18 protein-coding genes are annotated in these 16,771 nt (G+C 70.4%); 5 read left to right on the top strand and 13 right to left on the bottom strand.

Annotated features, from left to right (window positions below):
- Positions 1 to 39: 39 nt before the first annotated feature.
- Entirely contained in the window at positions 40 to 732 is a 693-nt protein-coding gene (locus ABD987_RS31960; protein WP_345402536.1) for a flavin reductase family protein, read from the top strand.
- Here the strand turns inward: ABD987_RS31960 and ABD987_RS31955 are convergent.
- Complete coding sequence (locus ABD987_RS31955) at positions 729 to 1,661, bottom strand: serine hydrolase (protein ID WP_345402533.1); 933 nt, start codon at positions 1,659 to 1,661, stop codon at positions 729 to 731. The genes ABD987_RS31960 and ABD987_RS31955 overlap by 4 nt on opposite strands.
- A 178-nt stretch (positions 1,662 to 1,839) precedes the next feature.
- Here ABD987_RS31955 and ABD987_RS31950 point away from each other — a divergent pair, with 178 nt between their 5' ends.
- Entirely contained in the window at positions 1,840 to 2,385 is a 546-nt protein-coding gene (locus ABD987_RS31950; protein WP_345402530.1) for a GNAT family N-acetyltransferase, read from the top strand.
- Between the two features lie 99 nt (positions 2,386 to 2,484).
- Positions 2,485 to 3,768 carry an MFS transporter gene (locus tag ABD987_RS31945; protein WP_345402527.1) on the top strand — a complete coding sequence of 428 codons (1,284 nt, stop codon included), beginning with the start codon at positions 2,485 to 2,487 and terminating at the stop codon, positions 3,766 to 3,768.
- Here ABD987_RS31945 and ABD987_RS31940 read toward each other — a convergent pair.
- Both ABD987_RS31940 and ABD987_RS31935 read right to left on the bottom strand, forming a co-directional pair.
- Positions 3,755 to 4,966 carry an SGNH/GDSL hydrolase family protein gene (locus ABD987_RS31940; protein ID WP_345402524.1) on the bottom strand — a complete coding sequence of 404 codons (1,212 nt, stop codon included), beginning with the start codon at positions 4,964 to 4,966 and terminating at the stop codon, positions 3,755 to 3,757. The genes ABD987_RS31945 and ABD987_RS31940 overlap by 14 nt on opposite strands.
- A gap of 320 nt (positions 4,967 to 5,286) precedes the next feature.
- The gene (locus ABD987_RS31935; protein ID WP_345402521.1) at positions 5,287 to 5,511 is read right to left on the bottom strand and encodes a hypothetical protein; all 225 of its coding nucleotides are present in this window, start codon (positions 5,509 to 5,511) and stop codon (positions 5,287 to 5,289) included.
- 198 nt (positions 5,512 to 5,709) lie between these two features.
- On the opposite strand from ABD987_RS31935, the gene ABD987_RS31930 reads away from it, so the two are divergent.
- Positions 5,710 to 5,898 (top strand): hypothetical protein, encoded by a 189-nt coding sequence (locus tag ABD987_RS31930; RefSeq protein WP_345402518.1) that lies wholly within the window; start codon positions 5,710 to 5,712, stop codon positions 5,896 to 5,898.
- 21 nt (positions 5,899 to 5,919) lie between these two features.
- On the opposite strand, the gene ABD987_RS31925 is transcribed toward ABD987_RS31930, so the two are convergent.
- From ABD987_RS31925 to ABD987_RS31880, 10 genes are all read right to left on the bottom strand, one after another.
- Positions 5,920 to 7,014, bottom strand: a complete 1,095-nt coding sequence (locus tag ABD987_RS31925; protein WP_345402515.1) for an aminotransferase class V-fold PLP-dependent enzyme — start codon at positions 7,012 to 7,014, stop codon at positions 5,920 to 5,922.
- 76 nt (positions 7,015 to 7,090) lie between these two features.
- Positions 7,091 to 7,951 (bottom strand): acetylxylan esterase, encoded by an 861-nt coding sequence (locus ABD987_RS31920; RefSeq protein ID WP_345402512.1) that lies wholly within the window; start codon positions 7,949 to 7,951, stop codon positions 7,091 to 7,093.
- A complete protein-coding gene (locus ABD987_RS31915) occupies positions 7,948 to 8,901 on the bottom strand; it encodes an acetylxylan esterase (protein ID WP_345402509.1) in 954 nt (317 codons plus the stop codon). Before ABD987_RS31915 ends, ABD987_RS31920 begins: the two co-directional genes overlap by 4 nt.
- A 4-nt stretch (positions 8,902 to 8,905) precedes the next feature.
- Positions 8,906 to 9,997, bottom strand: coding sequence for an ABC transporter ATP-binding protein (locus ABD987_RS31910; protein ID WP_345402506.1), 1,092 nt, complete (start codon positions 9,995 to 9,997; stop codon positions 8,906 to 8,908).
- Positions 9,998 to 10,001: 4 nt separating this feature from the next.
- On the bottom strand, positions 10,002 to 10,886 hold the full coding sequence (locus ABD987_RS31905; protein ID WP_345402504.1) for a carbohydrate ABC transporter permease: 885 nt from the start codon (positions 10,884 to 10,886) through the stop codon (positions 10,002 to 10,004).
- Positions 10,883 to 11,770, bottom strand: a complete 888-nt coding sequence (locus tag ABD987_RS31900) for a carbohydrate ABC transporter permease (protein WP_345402501.1) — start codon at positions 11,768 to 11,770, stop codon at positions 10,883 to 10,885. The genes ABD987_RS31905 and ABD987_RS31900 overlap by 4 nt, the downstream gene beginning before the upstream one ends.
- Positions 11,771 to 11,778: 8 nt before the next feature.
- Complete coding sequence (locus ABD987_RS31895) at positions 11,779 to 13,077, bottom strand: extracellular solute-binding protein (protein WP_345402498.1); 1,299 nt, start codon at positions 13,075 to 13,077, stop codon at positions 11,779 to 11,781.
- 106 nt (positions 13,078 to 13,183) lie between these two features.
- Positions 13,184 to 14,506 (bottom strand): helix-turn-helix domain-containing protein, encoded by a 1,323-nt coding sequence (locus ABD987_RS31890; protein ID WP_345402495.1) that lies wholly within the window; start codon positions 14,504 to 14,506, stop codon positions 13,184 to 13,186.
- A gap of 89 nt (positions 14,507 to 14,595) precedes the next feature.
- Positions 14,596 to 14,979: a VOC family protein gene (locus ABD987_RS31885; protein ID WP_345402492.1), complete on the bottom strand. Its 384-nt coding sequence runs from the start codon at positions 14,977 to 14,979 to the stop codon at positions 14,596 to 14,598.
- A gap of 24 nt (positions 14,980 to 15,003) precedes the next feature.
- Positions 15,004 to 15,360 carry a hypothetical protein gene (locus tag ABD987_RS31880; RefSeq protein WP_345402490.1) on the bottom strand — a complete coding sequence of 119 codons (357 nt, stop codon included), beginning with the start codon at positions 15,358 to 15,360 and terminating at the stop codon, positions 15,004 to 15,006.
- 210 nt (positions 15,361 to 15,570) lie between these two features.
- Between ABD987_RS31880 and ABD987_RS31875 the strand changes: the two genes are divergently transcribed.
- On the top strand, positions 15,571 to 16,737 hold the full coding sequence (locus tag ABD987_RS31875; protein WP_345402487.1) for an HNH endonuclease signature motif containing protein: 1,167 nt from the start codon (positions 15,571 to 15,573) through the stop codon (positions 16,735 to 16,737).
- Positions 16,738 to 16,771: the final 34 nt, after the last annotated feature.

Here is a 16,771-nt window from a genome sequence, read left to right as displayed (position 1 = left end):
TGCCAGCCGACGGCGGCACCGGACAGCAGACTTGCCGGGGTGAACGTCAATTCCGCTCCGCACACCCCGATCGAACCCGGCATCCTCTACTTCGGCACGCCGGTCGTGCTGATCTCGACCCGCAACGAGGACGGCTCCGCGAACCTGGCCCCGATGTCCTCGGTGTTCTGGCTCGGCTGGCGCGCGATGCTCGGCCTCGGCGCCGGTTCGCAGACGACCCGGAACCTGCTGCGTACCGGCGAATGCGTGCTGAACCTGCCCTCGGACGCGCTGGCGGGCGCCGTGGACCGGCTCGCGCTGACCACCGGCTCCGATCCGGTGCCCCCGCGCAAGGTGGAGCGCGGCTACCGCCACGTCGCGGACAAGTTCGGCAGGGCAGGGCTGACCCCGGTCCCGGCCGAGACGGTCGCGGCGCCGCGCGTCGCGGAATGTCCGGTGGTGATGGAGACCGTCGTCGAAGGCGTGCACCCGATCGCCGAGGACGACGAGGCGCAGCGGGGCGGGATCGTCGCGATCGAGGTCCGGGTCCAGCGGGTCGGCGTGCACGAGGACGTCCGGATGGCGGGCACGGCCGACCGTGTCGACCCGGACGCCTGGCGGCCGCTGATCATGAGCTTCCAGGAGCTGTACGGGCTCGGGCCCCGGCTGCGGCCTTCGGCGCTCGCGACGATCCCCGAGCGGCTTTACCGCGGCCCGGACATCGAGCGCGCGCGGGAGGTGACCGCGAACTAGCCCGCCACGGTGAACACCGGGGCCGCGGCCGCGATCCCGGCCGTCACGGCGGCGCGGGCGGTCGCGTCGGCGGTGCCCGCGGGCTGCTCGGTCAGCAGGGCCACGACGTAGCGCCCGTCGACGATCCCGGTCGTGTTGAGCACGAGCGAGGAGTCCAGGATCATCCAGCCCTGCTTGACCAGCCAGCTAGATCCGGGCAGCCCGTCCGGGATCCCGAAGTACTGCGGGTATCCGTCGTCGGCGGTCGCGCGGGCACCGGCCAGCGCGGTCAGCACCGGCTGGGCGACGTCGCGCGGGACGCTGTCTTCGAGGTAGTCGTAGACACGGACGACGTCGTCGGGGCTCATCCGGGCCATGCCCCACTGCCCGGGGTCCTCGGCCGGGGTGGTGGCGGTGAGCCCGATCAGCTCCGCCATCCGCGTGACGATGTCGCTGCCGCCGTCGTCCTCCCACAGCTGCGAAGCGACGGCGTCGTCGCTCCCGGCGAGCATGCTGGTCAGGTCCGCGGCGGTGGCGGCGTCCGGGACGTGCCAGCCGCCGGTGTGCACCACGTCGAGGGCGATGAGCAGCTTCACCACCGAAGCGGTGTAGTACGCCTGGTCGGCGCCCGAGGCGGCCAGCGTCCGGCCGGTGTCGCGGTCACGGATCACGAACCCGGCCTGGGCGCCGGGCGAGGCGGCCTTCACCGCGTCCGTGATCGCGGCCGCCATCTCGTCCGGGCCGGGCGGGGGAGCGGCCGGTGTGGTGGTGGCGGGGGTGCTGGACGCCGACGTGGTGTGCGGCGCCGGGGAGGTCGACGCGACCGGGGAGGGCGTGGGTGGTGGCGGGTCCGCGAGCGGGTGCGCGCCCGCGGTGACGAACAGGCCCGAGGTGAGGACCAGCCCCGAGATGCCAGCCCCGGCCAGTGTCCAGCGGATCCGTCTGCTCATGTCCGGGTAACGCCGGGAGGCCGCCGCAGAACGCCGGAATCGGCCTGTAGGTTCCCTGTGTCTTGCTGTGTTTTCGCTGTGGGAGACCCGGTCCCGGAGGTCTACAAAGGACTCCGTGACCCGGCCCTCGCCGCCGCTTCGGCTCGACAGCGGGCGGGCGGGGGTTGAAACTGGTCCGATGACCGCTGGCCAGATCATCGGTGACCGCGTCCGCCTCCGGCCCGCCGGCGCCGCGGACGCTGTCCGGTTCGAGGAGATCCTGTCGCGTCCCGAGGTCGCCCGCTGGTGGGCCGACGCCGAGGAGCCGGTCGCCGAGCAGGTGAAGTACCTGATCGATCCGGAGGAGGACACGAGCACGTTCGCGATCGAGCACGAGGACGCCACGGTCGGGGTCGTGCTCGCGTTCGAGAAGACCGATCCGCGGTACCGGCACGCCGGGATCGACATCGCGCTGGACCCGGACTGGCAGCACCGCGGCCTCGGCGCCGACGCGATCCGGGCGCTCGCGCGGCACCTGTTCACCGAACGCGGCCACCACCGGCTGGTGATCGACCCCGACGCGGAGAACGAGCAGGCGATCCGGCTGTACCGGTCGCTGGGCTTCCGCGCGGTCGGCACGATGCGCGACTACGAACGGGGCAGCGACGGCACCTGGCACGACGCGCTGCTGATGGACCTGCTGGCCGACGACCTGGCCGGCGCGGGACCCGACGTTCGTCGGTAACCGTCCGCCACTCACCCGATCGGGTCGACCGGGGCGATCCGCCGTGTCATCATGTCGCACGGCCGACGAGGTGATCGGCGGGACGCTGGGGGTGGCACGGTGGTGGAACTGCGGACGGAACCCGGGCAACTGCGGCGGGTGGCGGTGGCGAGCGCCATCGGCACGACCATCGAGTGGTACGACTACTTCATCTACAGCACCGCGGCCGCGCTCGTGTTCGGCCGTCAGTTCTTCAGCCCGCTCTCACCCGCGTCCGGCACCCTCGCCGCCTTCGCGACTCTCGGCGTCGGGTTCCTCGCGCGCCCGGTCGGCGGCATCGTGTGGGGCCACTTCGGGGACCGGATCGGCCGCAAGGCGATGCTGGTGGCGTCATTGGTGCTGATGGGCGTCGCGACCGTCGGCGTCGGCCTGCTGCCCACCTACGACAAGATCGGCGTGGCGGCCCCGATCCTGCTGCTGCTCCTGCGGTTGCTGCAGGGGCTGTCCGCGGGCGGTGAATGGGGCGGCGCCGCGCTGATGGCGGTGGAACACGCGCCGGAGGGACGTCGCGGGCGGTACGGCTCGTTCGCCCAGATCGGCGTCCCCGCCGGGCTCATCCTGGCGCAGCTGGTGTTCTTCGTGCTCGACGGGCTGCTGACCAAGGCCCAGTTCGAAAGCTGGGGCTGGCGGCTGCCGTTCCTGTTCAGCATCGTGCTGGTCGCGGCCGGGCTGGTGATCCGGCTGCGGATCGAGGAGTCCCCGGTGTTCGCCGCGCTGCGGGACGACCGCTCCCGCAGCGCCAAGCCGATGCTCGACGTCCTGCGCGAGCGCCCCAAGGAACTGCTGATCGCCTCGGGCAGCTTCGTCGCCAACACCGCGATCGGGTATGTATTCCTCGCCTATCTGCTGTCCTACGGCACCTCGGTGCTGAAGGTCAGCCGTACCACGATGCTCGTGGTGGTGATCGTCGGCAGCGTGACCTGGCTGGTGAGCATCGTCGGCTCGGCGATCTGGTCCGACCGGGTGGGGCGCCGCCCGGTGTACCTGCTGGGTTCGGTGCTGCTGGTGGTGTGGTCGATCCCGTTCTTCCTGCTCGTGGACACCCGCGCGGCGTGGCTGCTCATCGTCGCGGTCGTGGTGCTGAACCTCGGCCTCGGCCTCACCTACGGGCCGCAGGCGGCGTTGTACGCGGAGCTGTTCGAACCCCGCTACCGCTACAGTGGCGCGTCGTTCTCCTACGCGGTCGGCGCGGTGCTCGGCGGCGGGTTCGCGCCGCTGATCGCCACCGCCCTGCAGGACGCCACCAAGACCTCGTTGTCGGTGTCGCTGTACATGGTCGCGGTGGGGCTGATCAGCCTGGTGGCGGTGCTCGCCCTGCCGCGCCGGCCGGCTACAACCGCCTGAGGTCGACGGCGGCCGCCATCGCCCGGTACCCGGCGTCGCCGGGGTGCAGGTGGTCGCCGGAGTCGTAGGCGGGCAGCATCCGCAGCGGGTCGGCCGGATCGCGGACCGCGGCGTCGAAGTCGACGACGCCGTCGAACGCCCCGCCGGTGCGGACGAAGGCGTTCACCGCCTGCCGGGTCCGCTCCAGGGTCTCGTCGTAGACGCGCCAGCCCTTGAACGGTGTCAGGGTGGCTCCGAGGACGCGGATCCCGTGGGCCTTCGCCTGGGTGATGAGCTGGCGGTAGGCGGAGATGATCCGGGCCGGGTCGGTCTGGTGCGGGTCCTGCTGGATGTCGTTGATGCCTTCGAGCACGATCAGCGTCCGGACGCCGCCGAGCCCGAGCACGTCGTGGTCGAAGCGGGCCAGCGCGTTGCGGCCCGCGCCGGAACCGGGCACGTCGAGCAGCAGCCGGTTCGCGCTGATGCCCGCGTTCAGCACCCCGAGCGGGCGGTTCGCCGCGCGCAGCCGGTCGCCGAGGTAGTCCGGCCAGCGGTGGTTCGCCCCGGTCCGTGAGCCCGCGCCGTCGGTGATCGAGTCACCGAGTGTCACGACGGAGCCGAGTCCGCCGCCACGCACCTCCACGCCGGTGACGTAGTGCCACACCGTGGTGCGTTCGGTGAACGAAGCGCCGGACTCTTCGGTGGTGCGGTCGCCGGCCCTGGTGAAGAACGAAGTCTGCTGCGCGAGCGGGTGATAGGTCACCGGCCCGGACTTCTCCGGCACGAACGTGGTGACGAGCAGGTCCGCGTCGGCGGGGACCCGCAGCGGCGCCGGGTCGCTGAGCACGTCGGCGCCGGCCGGGACGACCACTGTCGGCGCGCCGCCGAAGGTCAGCGTCCGCACCGACCCCGGTGCCGCACGCGGACTGTCCGAAGTGGACGCGAGGGCGATGGTCACGTGCCCGAGGGTCAGCGGCGCGGTGCCGAAGAGGTTCGACAGCCGCACCCGCGCCCCGGACCCGCCGACACTGGTGTGGACCACGTTGCGAATGGAGTAGTCCGGGTAACCGTCCGGCGTGCCGGGCACACCCGCCGCGGGCGCCGCGGACCAGGTACCCACCCAGCCGTCCGGCGTCGGCGCCGGGTGCGCGTCGCTCGCCGCCGTGAGCGTGCCGAAGGTGAGTACCACCGCCGCGGTCAACCCCAGTAGCCGTCGCATGGTCAAACAGTGCGCCGGGGTGCGCGGGCCGGGCGACCGCTGTTCAGGTGACGGGGTTCCGGTGGGCGGGAGCGGGCCCGTCCGCACCGACTCCGGGCGGGCCCGCCGGACCGGCCGGGGCCACGGGTGGCCGGTCCTGGGGGCCGGACCGGCGCGGGCATGGAGGCGGGCCCGGGCGGTCCCTTCGAGCGACCCCCGAGGGCCGCGGGAGGCCCTCGACCCGGAACACGGCTCCCGGGCCCGCGGGGTTCATCGCGATCTCCGCTTCGCCGCCGGTGACCGAACGCGAACCGTGTTCGAGAATTTCGGTATCGACGAAGCTATCGTTTCTTGGTGACCCCGTAATGCGCGATTCCCTCGATCGCGGTTTTGGCGATCTGCAGATAGTTGGCGATTATCGACGAAAGGTAGCTCTGGTTTCGCAGATTTCCGCTTTCGTTGAACCCGTGCGCGTGATGGTGATCTTCGTGAATGTCCAGGACCTGCGTCTCGGAGGAGTTGTCAGCCCGCCTGACGGTGACGTGGTACTCGTAGAAGGTCGGCATGGGTTCCTCTCTGGGGTGGTGCCAGGGGTAGCCTCTCCGGTTTTTCGCCGGTGAGTCGGCTCCAGCCCAAAAAGTGTTACGTCCTCGGCCGTGAACGTTTGGCACGATCCATTTCAGTGCGCACCCGGTCGACCTCCAGTGGCCGGAGTCGCGTCAGCAGGCCTGGGAGGTAAGGTTGTCGTCGAGGGGGGCGTCGTCGTGGCCAAGCGCCGTTACGTGGCACGCGGAGTGCCGGGCGGTTACCGGATCTGGGACAACAGGTCCCGCAGGTGGTGGGGTGACCACTACGAGCTGTGCCCGGATGACCTCCTCGACGAACTGAATGGGGCGGCGGACCCTGCGAAGATCACCGCACTGCTGAAGCGTTATCGGGCGCTGAAGCGGTAAGCGCCGAAACCGCCGGCCACTTCAGCGCGCGCCCAGCAGGGAGCGCAGCGCGTAGAGCACCAGGACGTCCTCACCGGGTTCGAGGGTCTGCGGGTTGAGCGCGATCGCGTCGCCGACCACGTTCACCGCGATCCGGGGATCGTTGTCCCACAACGCCTTCACCAGCGTATCCGTGGTCCAGCCGGTGGTGGCGCCGACGCGGACGAGCGCGCGCCCGTGCGGCTGCCCGGCCTCGCTCGGATAGCCGCGTTCGACCCGTACCCCCGGCAGGCCGCCGAGGCCCTCCACCCAGCGCGTCACCGATTTCTCGTACTCCGCCAGCAACGCGGGCTCGTCCAGCGCCAGTGACCACTCGACCGCGGCCAGCAGCCCGAGCAGTTCCTCCTTCCCGACCTTCATGCCCCGGCCGACGCCGTGTCCCGGCGACGCGTGCGCCCGGCAGCCCTCGACCACGGCGGTGCTCCCGAGCACCAGCCCGCTCGACTGCGGACCGCGCAGCCCCTTACCGCCGCTGACCAGTACGGCGTCGGCGCCGAGCCCGACGGTGAAGTCCCAGAGCGAGGAAACCGGTGGGACCTGGGCGGCGGCGTCGACCAGCACGGGCACCCCGCGCTCCTTCGCGATTCCGATCACCTCGGACAGTGCGGGCGCGCCGTCGGCGTAGTGCGCGCCCGCGAACCAGAGCACGCACGCCGTGCCGGGGCCGATCGCCTCGGCCATCGAGGCGGGATCGGCGCCGAACTCGGCGATCCCGGTCCCGAGCAGCCGCGCGTTGTAGTCGTACGGGTTGCGGTGGCCACGGAACATCGCGACCCCGGCCCGCGCCGGGAATGATTCCACAGTGGACGGTTCGGGGCCGGTGACGCAGGACGCCACGGCCAGGGTGATCCCGGCGGCGGCGCCGGAGGTGACGTACCCGGCGGTGTTCCCGGTCAGCTCGGCCAGCCGGGCGCCGACACGCCGCTGGAGTTCCGGCATGTCGACGAATTCACCCGCCGCCTCGGCCATCGCGACCACCGCCGGGGGAGCGAGCCGGGATCCGCCGAGCCGGGTCAGCGTGGCGGCCGCGTTGATCACCGGGCGCAGGCCCAGCCGCCGGTACCGCTCGGCCCTCATGCGATCGCCTCGCTCCGCGATACAGTGTCGAATCCTTTGTGGCGCATGATATCCATGGTTCGTTCGCGACCTTCGCTCACGAGACGAACCGCGCCTTCGGCTCGACGCCGAGCCTGCCCGCGAGCCAGGCGTCGAGGGCGCGCGTGTCGATGGCGTCCTCGTCGGTCCGCTGGTAGGTGTCCAGCTGTTCGCCGAGTGCGCCGAGCAACTCGTCGGTCCACGGTCGCGGCGGCACGCCGGGCAGGGCGACCAGCGTGGGCGCCGTGATCGCGGCCGCGTGCCGGGCGGGCTCGAAGTACGCGAGCGTGCCGAGGACCCGCTCCTCGTCGCCGGGGTGCCGCCGGAGGTGGTCGTTGAGTTCTTCGAGCGGGTACTCACCGGTGGTGTGCCGCAGCCGCATCGCGTTGTGCAGCAACGGCCCGGTCACCTGGACGGCGGTGAAGCCGGGCCGCCGGGCGGCGGTGAGCAGGGCGAGGTCGTCGCCGACCACGCCGGCGCGCTCGCGGTCCCGTTCGGGGCGGCCCAGCAGGAACTCGGCGCCGCGCAGGCAGTCGGCCACGACGGCCCGGTACACGTAGGTCGCGGGATCGGTGACGCCGAGGGCGAACAGCCCGGGATACGCCGCGGCGAACGGCTCGTCGGCCCGCCGCTGCCCCCGGTGCATGAGCGTGAAAACGACGTACCGCAGCCGCTCGACGTGGTGCGGCGGGTTGTTCACGCTCCCGTGCCGGGGAAGCTCCAGCAGTCCCGGGAACGGGCCGGGACCGGCGGGAACGCTGAAATAGCCGAAGAGCCGGTGGCCGCCGAGGCCGGTCAGGCGTACCTCGTAGCCCGAATAGTCCTCTGTGGACCGTGCGGGCACCGGTGTCAGCGTGGGCCGGGCGGGTACGGCGGCGAGTTCCGCGTCCAGTGCCGCCCAGTAGTCGTCGAAGGTCACGCGATCGCTCCGCTCGGCTCGAGGAATCCGTCCAGGAACTTCTCCACCTCGGGCACCGCCCAGCGCAGTCCGGCGTGGTGGGCGCACCGTTCGTAGGTGAGCAGTGTCTTCGGCTCCGGGAGCAGGCGGTACACCGAGAAGCCGGTCTCGGGCGGGCAGACGTCGTCCTCCATGCCCAGGTAGACGAGGATCGGCGCGCGGACGTCGGCCGCGAAGTTGAGACCGTCGAAATAGGACACCGTCTCGGTGATCTTCGCTTCGTGGCCGGGATCGAGCCGCAGGTACTCGGTGATCTCCTCGTAGGGGTACGAACGTGTCAGGCGGGTCGCGGCCATGATCCCGCACAGGTACGGCGCCCCGGCGACGACGCAGCGCACGCGCTCGGGCCGCAGCGCGGCGGAGATGATCCCGAGCCCGCCGCCCTGGCTCGATCCCCAGACCCCGATCCGCTCCGCGTCGACGCCGGGCAGGCCGGCCACGACGTCGAGCGCGCGGACGACGTCGACGTAGAACCCGCGGTAGGTATAGGCGAACCGGTCGGTGATGTGGTCGACGAGCAGGCCGGGAAAGCCGGGGTCGACCACCGCGTTCGCGCGCAGTTTTCCGCGCGGCGCCAGGTCGATGGCGACGTAGCCGCGCTCGGCCCACGACTTCATCACCGCAGGTTCGGAGATGTAGCCCGGGATGTGCAGCACCACCGGGTACCCGCCGGGCGGCGCGGGCGCGGCGGGCGCGGTGTACCAGGACGTCACCCGGACACCGCCGAAGCTGGTGTAGCTCAGCTCGCCGACCGTGACCCGGTCGGTGGACAGCCCGGGACGGTGGATCAGCTCGGGAGCCGGGTCGACGGCTTCGGCGGCACGCAGCGTTTCGGCCCAGAACTCGGCGAAGTCGGCCGGTTTCCCGACGGTGATCGCGGCGGTCTCCGGTTTCCTTGACGAGGACGTCAACGCTTCACCTTTCCGTGTGAGCGGGTGCGTAGAGCGCGACGCCGCTTTCGGCGTCGAACAGGTGGAGCCGGTCCGATCGGAACACGACCGACACCGGATCGTCGGGCGAGGCGCGGAACGGCGCGGGGACGCGGGCCTTGACCAGCGTGCCGACGTCGACCGTGACGAGCACGTCCGCGCCGAGCGGTTCGGCGACGAAGACCTTCCCACAGCGGCCCTCGCCGTCCGGCCCGCCGAGCCGGAGGTCCTCGGGCCGGACACCGAGCACCACGTCGCGATAGGCGACCTTCGCCGCCTCGGCCGGGAGTTCCTGCTCCCACGCGGGACCACGGAACAGCCGCCGCCCGTCCTCGTCGACGATCCGGCCGGGCACGAAGTTCATCGCCGGGCTGCCCATGAAGGACGCCACGAACATGTTCGCCGGACGGTGGTAGATCTCCTCGGGCCGGGCACACTGCTGCAACTCGCCCTCGTGGAGCACCGCGATCCGGTCGGACATCGTCATCGCCTCGACCTGGTCGTGGGTGACGTAGACGAACGTCCTGGCGAGGTCGGCGTGCAGTCGTTTCAGCTCGGCCCGCATGTCGACGCGCAACTGGGCGTCCAGATTGGACAGTGGCTCGTCCAGCAGGTACGCGCCGGCGTCGCGGATGATGGCCCGGCCCAGCGCCACCCGCTGGCGCTGCCCGCCGGAGAGTTCCTTCGGCTTGCGCGCGAGCAGCTTTTCGATACCGAGCGCTCGCGCGGTTTCGGTGACGCGCCGGGCGATCTCGTCCCGGGGCACGCGCATCATCCGCAGCGCGAACCCGATGTTCTGCGCCACCGTCTTGTGCGGGTAGAGCGCGTAGCTCTGGAACACCATGGCGACGTCACGCTTGTTGGCCGGCAGGTAACCGACCGGCTCGTCGTCGAAGAAGACCTCGCCCGCGGTGGCCCTTTCCAGCCCGCAGATCATCCGCAGCGTCGTCGACTTCCCGCAGCCGGACGGGCCGACGAGCGTGAGGAACTCGCGGTCGGCCACGTCCAGGTCCAGCCCGGCCACCGCGACGGCGTCGCCGTAGGCCTTGCGCAGTCCCGCCAGTCTCACATGTGCCACGGCGTCACCCCTTCACCGAACCGGCCGCCATGCCCTGCACGAGCAGCCGCTGGAAGATCAGGACCAGGAGCAGGGGCGGGAGCACGGCCAGCACGCCCGCCGCGGCCATCAGCGTGAACTGCGTGTTCATGTCGGTGGCGAAGTTCGCCGCGACGACGGGCATCGTCTTCGCCGCCTTCGTCGAGGTCATGAACAGGGCGAACATGAACTCGTTCCACGCCGTCATGAACGAGAACACCGCGGCGGCCACCAGCCCCGGCGCGGCCACCGGCAGGAAGACCGTCCACAGGGTACGGAACCAGCCGCAGCGGTCGACCCGCGCCGCGTCCTCCAGTTCCCTCGGCACCGCGCGGAAGAAGTCCTTGAGGACCCAGATCGTCACGGGCAGGGAAAAGGTCAGGTAGCTCAGGATCAGCGCGCCATAGGTGTCGAGCAGATCGAGCGAGCGCATCATCAGGTAGAAGGGGATGATGATCGCCACGCTGGGGACCATGCGCGTCAGCAGATAGCCGATCAGCAGCAGCTTGGCTCCCCGGAACCTCAGCCGGGAGAAGGCGTACGCGGCGGGCACCGACAGCAGCAGGTTCAGCGCGGCGGTGGCGATCGCGACGACGAGGCTGTTGCCCAGCGCGAACGGCGTCTCCTCGATGGCCCGGCCGCCGACCAGCGCCTCGCCCGCGTTCGGCTTGAGGAAGCTCAGGTAGTTCTCCAGCGTCGGCTTCGCGGGAATCCACTGTGGAGGGACGGCGATCGCGTCGACCTCGTGCATGAAGCTCATCGCGAAGATCCAGTAGAACGGCATGAGCAGGTAGAGCGCGAAGCACGCGGCGAGCGCGTACACGACGATCTTCTTCCACGGCAACCGGTACCGCAGGGGGACGGTGCTCACAGTTCGAAACTCCCCTTCCGGTAGAGCGCGGCGACGTAGCCGAGGGAGACCAGGAGCGTGATGAGCGTGATCACCCAGGCGTACGCGCTGCCGAGGCCGAAGTCGGTGTAGGTGAGCGCGGTGCGGATGTTGAGCACGGCGATGACGTCGGTCGCGTCACCGGGGCCGCCCCCGGTGAGCACGTAGATCGTGTCGAACGCCTTGAACGCGTTCATCGTCTCCAGGATCAGCACGATCAGCAGCGGATGCAGCAACCACGGCAGCGTCACCTGGCGGAACCGCTGGACCACGCCCGCCCTGTCCACCGTCGCCGCGTCGTAGAGGTCCTTCGGGATCGTCGCGAGCCCCGCGAGCAGCAGGATCACCGCGAACGGCAGCGTGTTCCACACCTGTGCGAACGCGGTCAGGAAGAACGCGCCGGTGGGCGAGGACAGCCACGCCTGGTAGTGGTCGACGACGCCGAGCTGGGTGAGCAGTCCGTTCAGGACACCGGTCTTGGCGTCGAAGATCGTCCGCCACATCAGCCCGTTGACCACACCCGGCATCGCCCACGGCAGCAGGGCGAGGCTGCGCAGCACGCCGCGGCCGAGAAAGGTTTCGTTGAGCACCAGCGCGAGGACCGTCGCCAGCACCACGGTCATCGAGACCACCAGCAGCACGAACAACGCGGTGGTGCGCAACGACGCCAGGAACGCCGGATCGTGCCAGAGCGAGAGGTAGTTGTCGAGGCCGATGAACCGGGTCGCCTTGGGGCGCTTGAGGTTCTGCCGATGGAGGCTGACCCAGAAGGAGTACCCGATGGGATAGGCGACCAGTGCCGCCAGTACGACGATCGCCGGGCCGTTGAGCAGGCACGCGCGGCGCGTTTCGGTCAGTTTCGGCATTCCGGCTCCTACTCGTAGCGCTTCGCGAGGGAGCGGGCGGCCTCGTCGAGGCTCGCCGAGGCCGCGGCCGGGGTGGTGCCGCCGACCAGTACCTGCTGGGTGGCGCGCTGTAGTTCCTGCTCGAACTCGGGGTACCAGGGCACGGCGGTGACCGAACGGGCCCTGGCGATCCGGGCGAGCCCCGCGTACGTCTCCGGGTCGGCGAACCTCCGCAGGACCGCGGTGATCTCCGGATCGCCGGCGAGGTCACGGTAGGCGAAGCCGAGACCGCGCTGGACGAACCAGAACCTGGCCGTGTAGGGCTGCCCGGCGGCGTCGAGCCCGCCGAGGTACTTGAGCAGCCGGACCGCCCTGTCCCTGACCTCGGTGCGGGCGCCGAGGCAGTAGAGCCGGGTGCTGCTGACCGTGCCCCGCGTGCGGCCGTCGAGGCTGGGCGGCGGGGCGAGCCGGATCTTCCCGGCGGTCCTGGACTTCGCGGGGTCGTTGTAGTTCCGCAGGGCGTAGCGGGAGGTGATGACGTAGGCGTACCGGCCGGCCATGACGGCGTTGTCCATCGGCACCGGAAGCAGTTGCAGGCAGGCGGGGTCGAGTACCCCGGACCGGCGGCTGACGCGCTCCAGCCATTCGAAGACGCCGGTGAGCGCCGAACCGGACGTGCTCATCACCGGCCGCAGCCGCTCGTCGAAGAGGTCGGTGTCGTTGGCGTACACGAGTGCCCACAACCAGAACCCGGTGGTGTCCGACAGCTGGGCGGCGACCCCGATGGGGAACTCGAGGATGCCCGCCCGTTTGATCCGCACCGCCTGCGCCTCGAGTTCGTCGAGCGTCTTCGGCGGTGCGGAAATGCCCGCGCGGGAAAGGATTTCCGCGTTGTACACCAGGGCCTGCATGTCGGTGTAGTAGGGCAGCCCGTAGCGCTTTCCCTGGTACGTCATGGCCGCGGCGGTGGACGGGTAGATCGCGTCGTAGATCCGGTCCACACCGTCGATGCCGTCCAGCGGCTGAAGGTATTCGGCGTCCACCGACCCGGCCAGTGAATCGTCGTACATGTAGAGCACGTCCGGCCCGCCGCCCCCGAGGAACTCGGCGGTGATCTTCCGGATGAACTGCGCGCTGGTGATCGGCGTGTAGGCCACCCCGACATCGGGGTTCAGCTCGGTGAACCGGGCGACGTTCCGCTGGACCAGCTGTGCTTCGTAGTCCCAGCCCTCCAGCCGGACCCGGCCGTCGTGCGCGGCGCGCCCGCAGGCGGCGAGGGGGAGGGCGGCACCGAGGGCGGCGGTCTTCAGGAAGCTGCGGCGATCCATCGGCCTCCGTCCCAGCGACCCAGGTTCGGAAATGGAGCGTTTTGGGGATTGAAGCAGCATGACCGCCGTGGACGGCGCGGGTCAATGGCTCGCGGCCGATCCGTATTTATGTATCCAGGTTCGTTGACACCACGGGGGATTCCTGCTTCAGCGCACGTTCGATGCCGAGCCGGAACAGCGTGGCGGGCCTGCCCTTCCGGTGCGTCTGCGCGCTGCCCTCCGGCGTCACGAGCCCGCCCGCGAGCAGCGTGCGCAACAGCCGTCGGCCGCTCGGATCGGTGATGCCGAGCGCGTTGGCGAGTTCCGAGGGGGAGAGCGTCCGGCCGTGCTGGGCACGTTCCACCGACACCAGGCGGGACAACGTGGCCGCGCTGAGGCCGACCCGCCGGGCCAGCCGCTCCAGCCGGGCACCGTGGTCGCGGTAGGTGAACTCGGCGGGCCTGCCTTCGGCGCCCATCGGCCCGATGACCACGCCGGTGTCCTGGACGAGATAGCCGGACGGGCGTTGTTCGGCCTCGGCCCGCGCGGCGGCGCGTTCGGCGAGCATGACGCAGGCGCGGGCCGAACCGCCGACACCGAATCCGGCGGCGACCCGCACCCCGAGCTTCTCCTCGGCTTCGCCGAGCACGGGAACGGTCAGCCACTGGTGTGTCATCCGGTCGAACAACGCCTGGTGCGCGAGCACGATCACCCCGCGCCTGCCCCGGTTCTCGATCCAGGCGTCGGCGAACTCCGGCGTGTTCAGCAACAGGTTCATCAGGCCGACCCTGGCGCGGTCGAGGTCGCGCTCGGGCGCGGCGACGAGGAAGACCCCGGCGGCGAAGCGGAACCCGGCGGCCCGCCGCGATTGCAGGCGCAGCACGAGATCGTGCAGTTCGGCGCGCACCGTCGAGGGCACGGTGAGACTCTGCACCACCGGGAGCTTGCCCCGCAGCCGGTGCGCGACCTCGGCCCGCGCGCTGATCACGAAACCGCCGCGGCGGACCGTGCGCAGGTGGTGCTCGACGATCTCGGCGGCGGGCTGCCCGGCGCGGTAGGGCAGCGCCACGACCTGCCGTGCCCGGAGCCCGAGCGCGGTGCCGACCTCGATGACCGCGTCCTCGGCGAAGGTGTCGACGCTGACTGTGCCGGGACGGTGCTTCCGCGCCAGCGCGGTGGCGAAGGCGAGGGAAAGGGACAGCGCCGGCGGCCGGACGATCGCGACCGGGAGGTCGTCGGGGAGCAGCCGGCGGCAGGCGTCGTGGGGGAGCAGCCCCATGAGCAGCCCGTCGAGCCGGTCTTCGTCGAGCAGCTTCGCCGCGGCCGCGGGAATGTCGTCGTCGTGCGGGTAGACCGCCCATCTGAGGGTGACCCCGGTGACCGTCCGCGCGGCCTCCTCGAACACCGGGACGCTCTTGGCGTGCAGCACCACCCCGACGGTCACGGTCATCGCGTCACCACTCCCGAGCACCCGTTCGCTTGCCGTGGCTCAGCGTGACCGCCGGATCGGCGATGGTCAACTCCGGCGCCCGGCCGGGATCACCCGCGCTGTTCGGCGACCAGCCAGCACAGGCAGAACGGATGACCGGCCGGGTCGGTGTAGACCTGGAAGTCGTCCCCGGAGGTGTTACCAGCGGCCGCTTTCAGCACCGTGGCCCCAAGCGCCGTGACGTGCTCCTGCGCTTCGGTGAAGTCCTCGACCCAGAGATCGAGGTGCACCTGCTGCCTGACCGGGCCCCGCGGCCATTCCGGTGGCACATGGTCGGGCGCGAACTGCACGCCGATCCGCGGCGCCCCGTCCACCAGCACCATGTGCCAGTCGCCGTCCTCGTCCACCTCCCCGCCGAGGAGTCCTGCCCAGAACCGGCTCTCCGCGGCGAGTTCCGCCGCGTCGAAGGTGACGACCTGGTGTTTGATCCGCATCATCCCAGTCTGCCAGCCGGGCCCCTACCGGTCGGGAAGGTAGACATCGTCGGACTGTGGGTCATACACGGCGAGCTCGTTGCGGGAGGCCAGGTCGAGAACCGTCTCGATGGCGGTCGTGCCGACAGGTCCGGACCCCACACGCATGATCACGTGGTCGATCCCGACCTCCAGCGGCGTCGACATCCACGGCGACTCGGACCGCGCCGCTTCAGATCCGCTGTCCGGGAAAACGGCGCGTAGCTGCTCGTAGAACAGCGTGATCCGCTCGTCGATCTCGCCCTCGGCGTGCTCCGCGGCGGTACAGGACTCGAACATCTGGTGGGCTGAGCTGAGGTCAGCCGGGGCGCTCATGGCGAGCACCGCAAGATCGAAACTCACCGGTCCATTATTCACTGTCGGCTCAGTCGAGGGTGGTGGCCGTGGCCGCGAAGCCAGGCGATGGATCGTTCGAGGACCCGGCGGTGTCGCCGAGTTGCTCGCTGGACTCGACATGCTCTGAGAAACCCTTATACAGCAACGAAATCCAGACTTGGAAGGTTCACCCGATCGATAGCACATGTGTTCGATCAGGCGGCGTAGGGTGGAGGTATGGCAGTTCAGTGCGGTACCTCCGCATCGCGCACCGAGTGGTGGCGCGAGGATGCCGACTGCCTGCTGTCCGAACTCGTCCGCACCGAACGGCAGCAGCGGCGTTTGGCGGCCCGGCAAGGAGAAATCCTGGCAGAGCTGGAACGCCGCGGAGTCCGGGAAGTCACCGGATACGGCAGTCTCGCGCGATTGTTGTGTGAAACCCTGCACCTTCCGTTCTCCGAAGCGAAAACGCGAGCGGCACGGGCGGTGGCGTTGAACGGCACCCGCGATCTCACCACCGGCGAGCAACCCCCGATCGCGCCCGCGACCGCGCTCGCGGCGGTGGAGGGTGCGGTCGGGGCGGCACAGATCGACAAGATCCTCAGTGTTCTCGGGAAACTCCCGACAACACTGCCAGCGGGCGAGCGGGAGCAGGCGGAGAAGATCCTCGCCGAGCTGGCCCGCGCGGCCGGGCCCCGGGAGATCGACAAAGCCGGAGCCCGACTGCTCGCCCAACTCGACCCGGACGGGCCGGAGCCGAAGAACCCGGACCCGAAACCCTTCCGACCCGAGTTCTCCATCACCCCACACCGCGACGGCGGACACCAGATCAAAGCCCACGTCGACGACGAAACCTCCGCACGCCTCCAGGCAATGCTCAATCCGTTAGCGAAACCCCGGCCCGCCACCGAAACCGAAGGCCGCGACACCCGCTCACCCTGGGAACGACGCGGGCACGCCTTCTCCGAACTCGTCCGCATGTGGGCCGAACATCCCGACCTACCCACCCAAGCCGGAGAATCTACTCACATCGTGGTCACGGTGGGGCTGGAGGAACTGCGCACCGGGATCGGGCAGGCCACCCTCGCCCCGTCGGGCGAGATCACCGCCGCCCAAGCCCGACGCCTGGCCTGCGACGCCAAAATCATCCCCATGGTCCTCGGCACCCACAGCGAACCCCTTGATGTGGGCCGGGCGCAGCGACTCGCAACACCGGCGATACGCCGCGCCCTCATCCACCGCGACCGCGGATGTGCGTTCCCGGGCTGTGAAGCACCCGCCTCCCAATGCACCGCGCACCACATCGTCTACGTGCGCCATGAGGCGCGTGAGTATCCGAGTGGAGGTGAAAGGCCTCTGACGCTGAATTGTCACAGCAGTTCGGTGAAGCTGAGGGCAGCCTGATTCACGGGAATGGGTGGATCGAGGTGGCAAGCGG

The sequence above is a fragment of the Amycolatopsis samaneae genome (genome assembly GCF_039541975.1).
In the GTDB taxonomy this organism is placed as follows: domain Bacteria; phylum Actinomycetota; class Actinomycetes; order Mycobacteriales; family Pseudonocardiaceae; genus Amycolatopsis; species Amycolatopsis samaneae.
This window is presented reverse-complemented; position numbering and strand designations above follow the sequence as displayed.

Coding starts and splice junctions, on each gene's coding strand:
- ABD987_RS31955 (WP_345402533.1), bottom strand. CDS start 1,661: ATGAGCAGACGGATCCGCTGGACACTGGCCGGGGCTGGCATCTCGGGG.
- ABD987_RS31950 (WP_345402530.1), top strand. CDS start 1,840: ATGACCGCTGGCCAGATCATCGGTGACCGCGTCCGCCTCCGGCCCGCC.
- ABD987_RS31940 (WP_345402524.1), bottom strand. CDS start 4,966: ATGCGACGGCTACTGGGGTTGACCGCGGCGGTGGTACTCACCTTCGGC.
- ABD987_RS31935 (WP_345402521.1), bottom strand. CDS start 5,511: ATGCCGACCTTCTACGAGTACCACGTCACCGTCAGGCGGGCTGACAAC.
- ABD987_RS31925 (WP_345402515.1), bottom strand. CDS start 7,014: ATGAGGGCCGAGCGGTACCGGCGGCTGGGCCTGCGCCCGGTGATCAAC.
- ABD987_RS31900 (WP_345402501.1), bottom strand. CDS start 11,770: ATGCCGAAACTGACCGAAACGCGCCGCGCGTGCCTGCTCAACGGCCCG.
- ABD987_RS31895 (WP_345402498.1), bottom strand. CDS start 13,077: ATGGATCGCCGCAGCTTCCTGAAGACCGCCGCCCTCGGTGCCGCCCTC.
- ABD987_RS31890 (WP_345402495.1), bottom strand. CDS start 14,506: ATGACCGTGACCGTCGGGGTGGTGCTGCACGCCAAGAGCGTCCCGGTG.
- ABD987_RS31885 (WP_345402492.1), bottom strand. CDS start 14,979: ATGCGGATCAAACACCAGGTCGTCACCTTCGACGCGGCGGAACTCGCC.
- ABD987_RS31875 (WP_345402487.1), top strand. CDS start 15,571: ATGGCAGTTCAGTGCGGTACCTCCGCATCGCGCACCGAGTGGTGGCGC.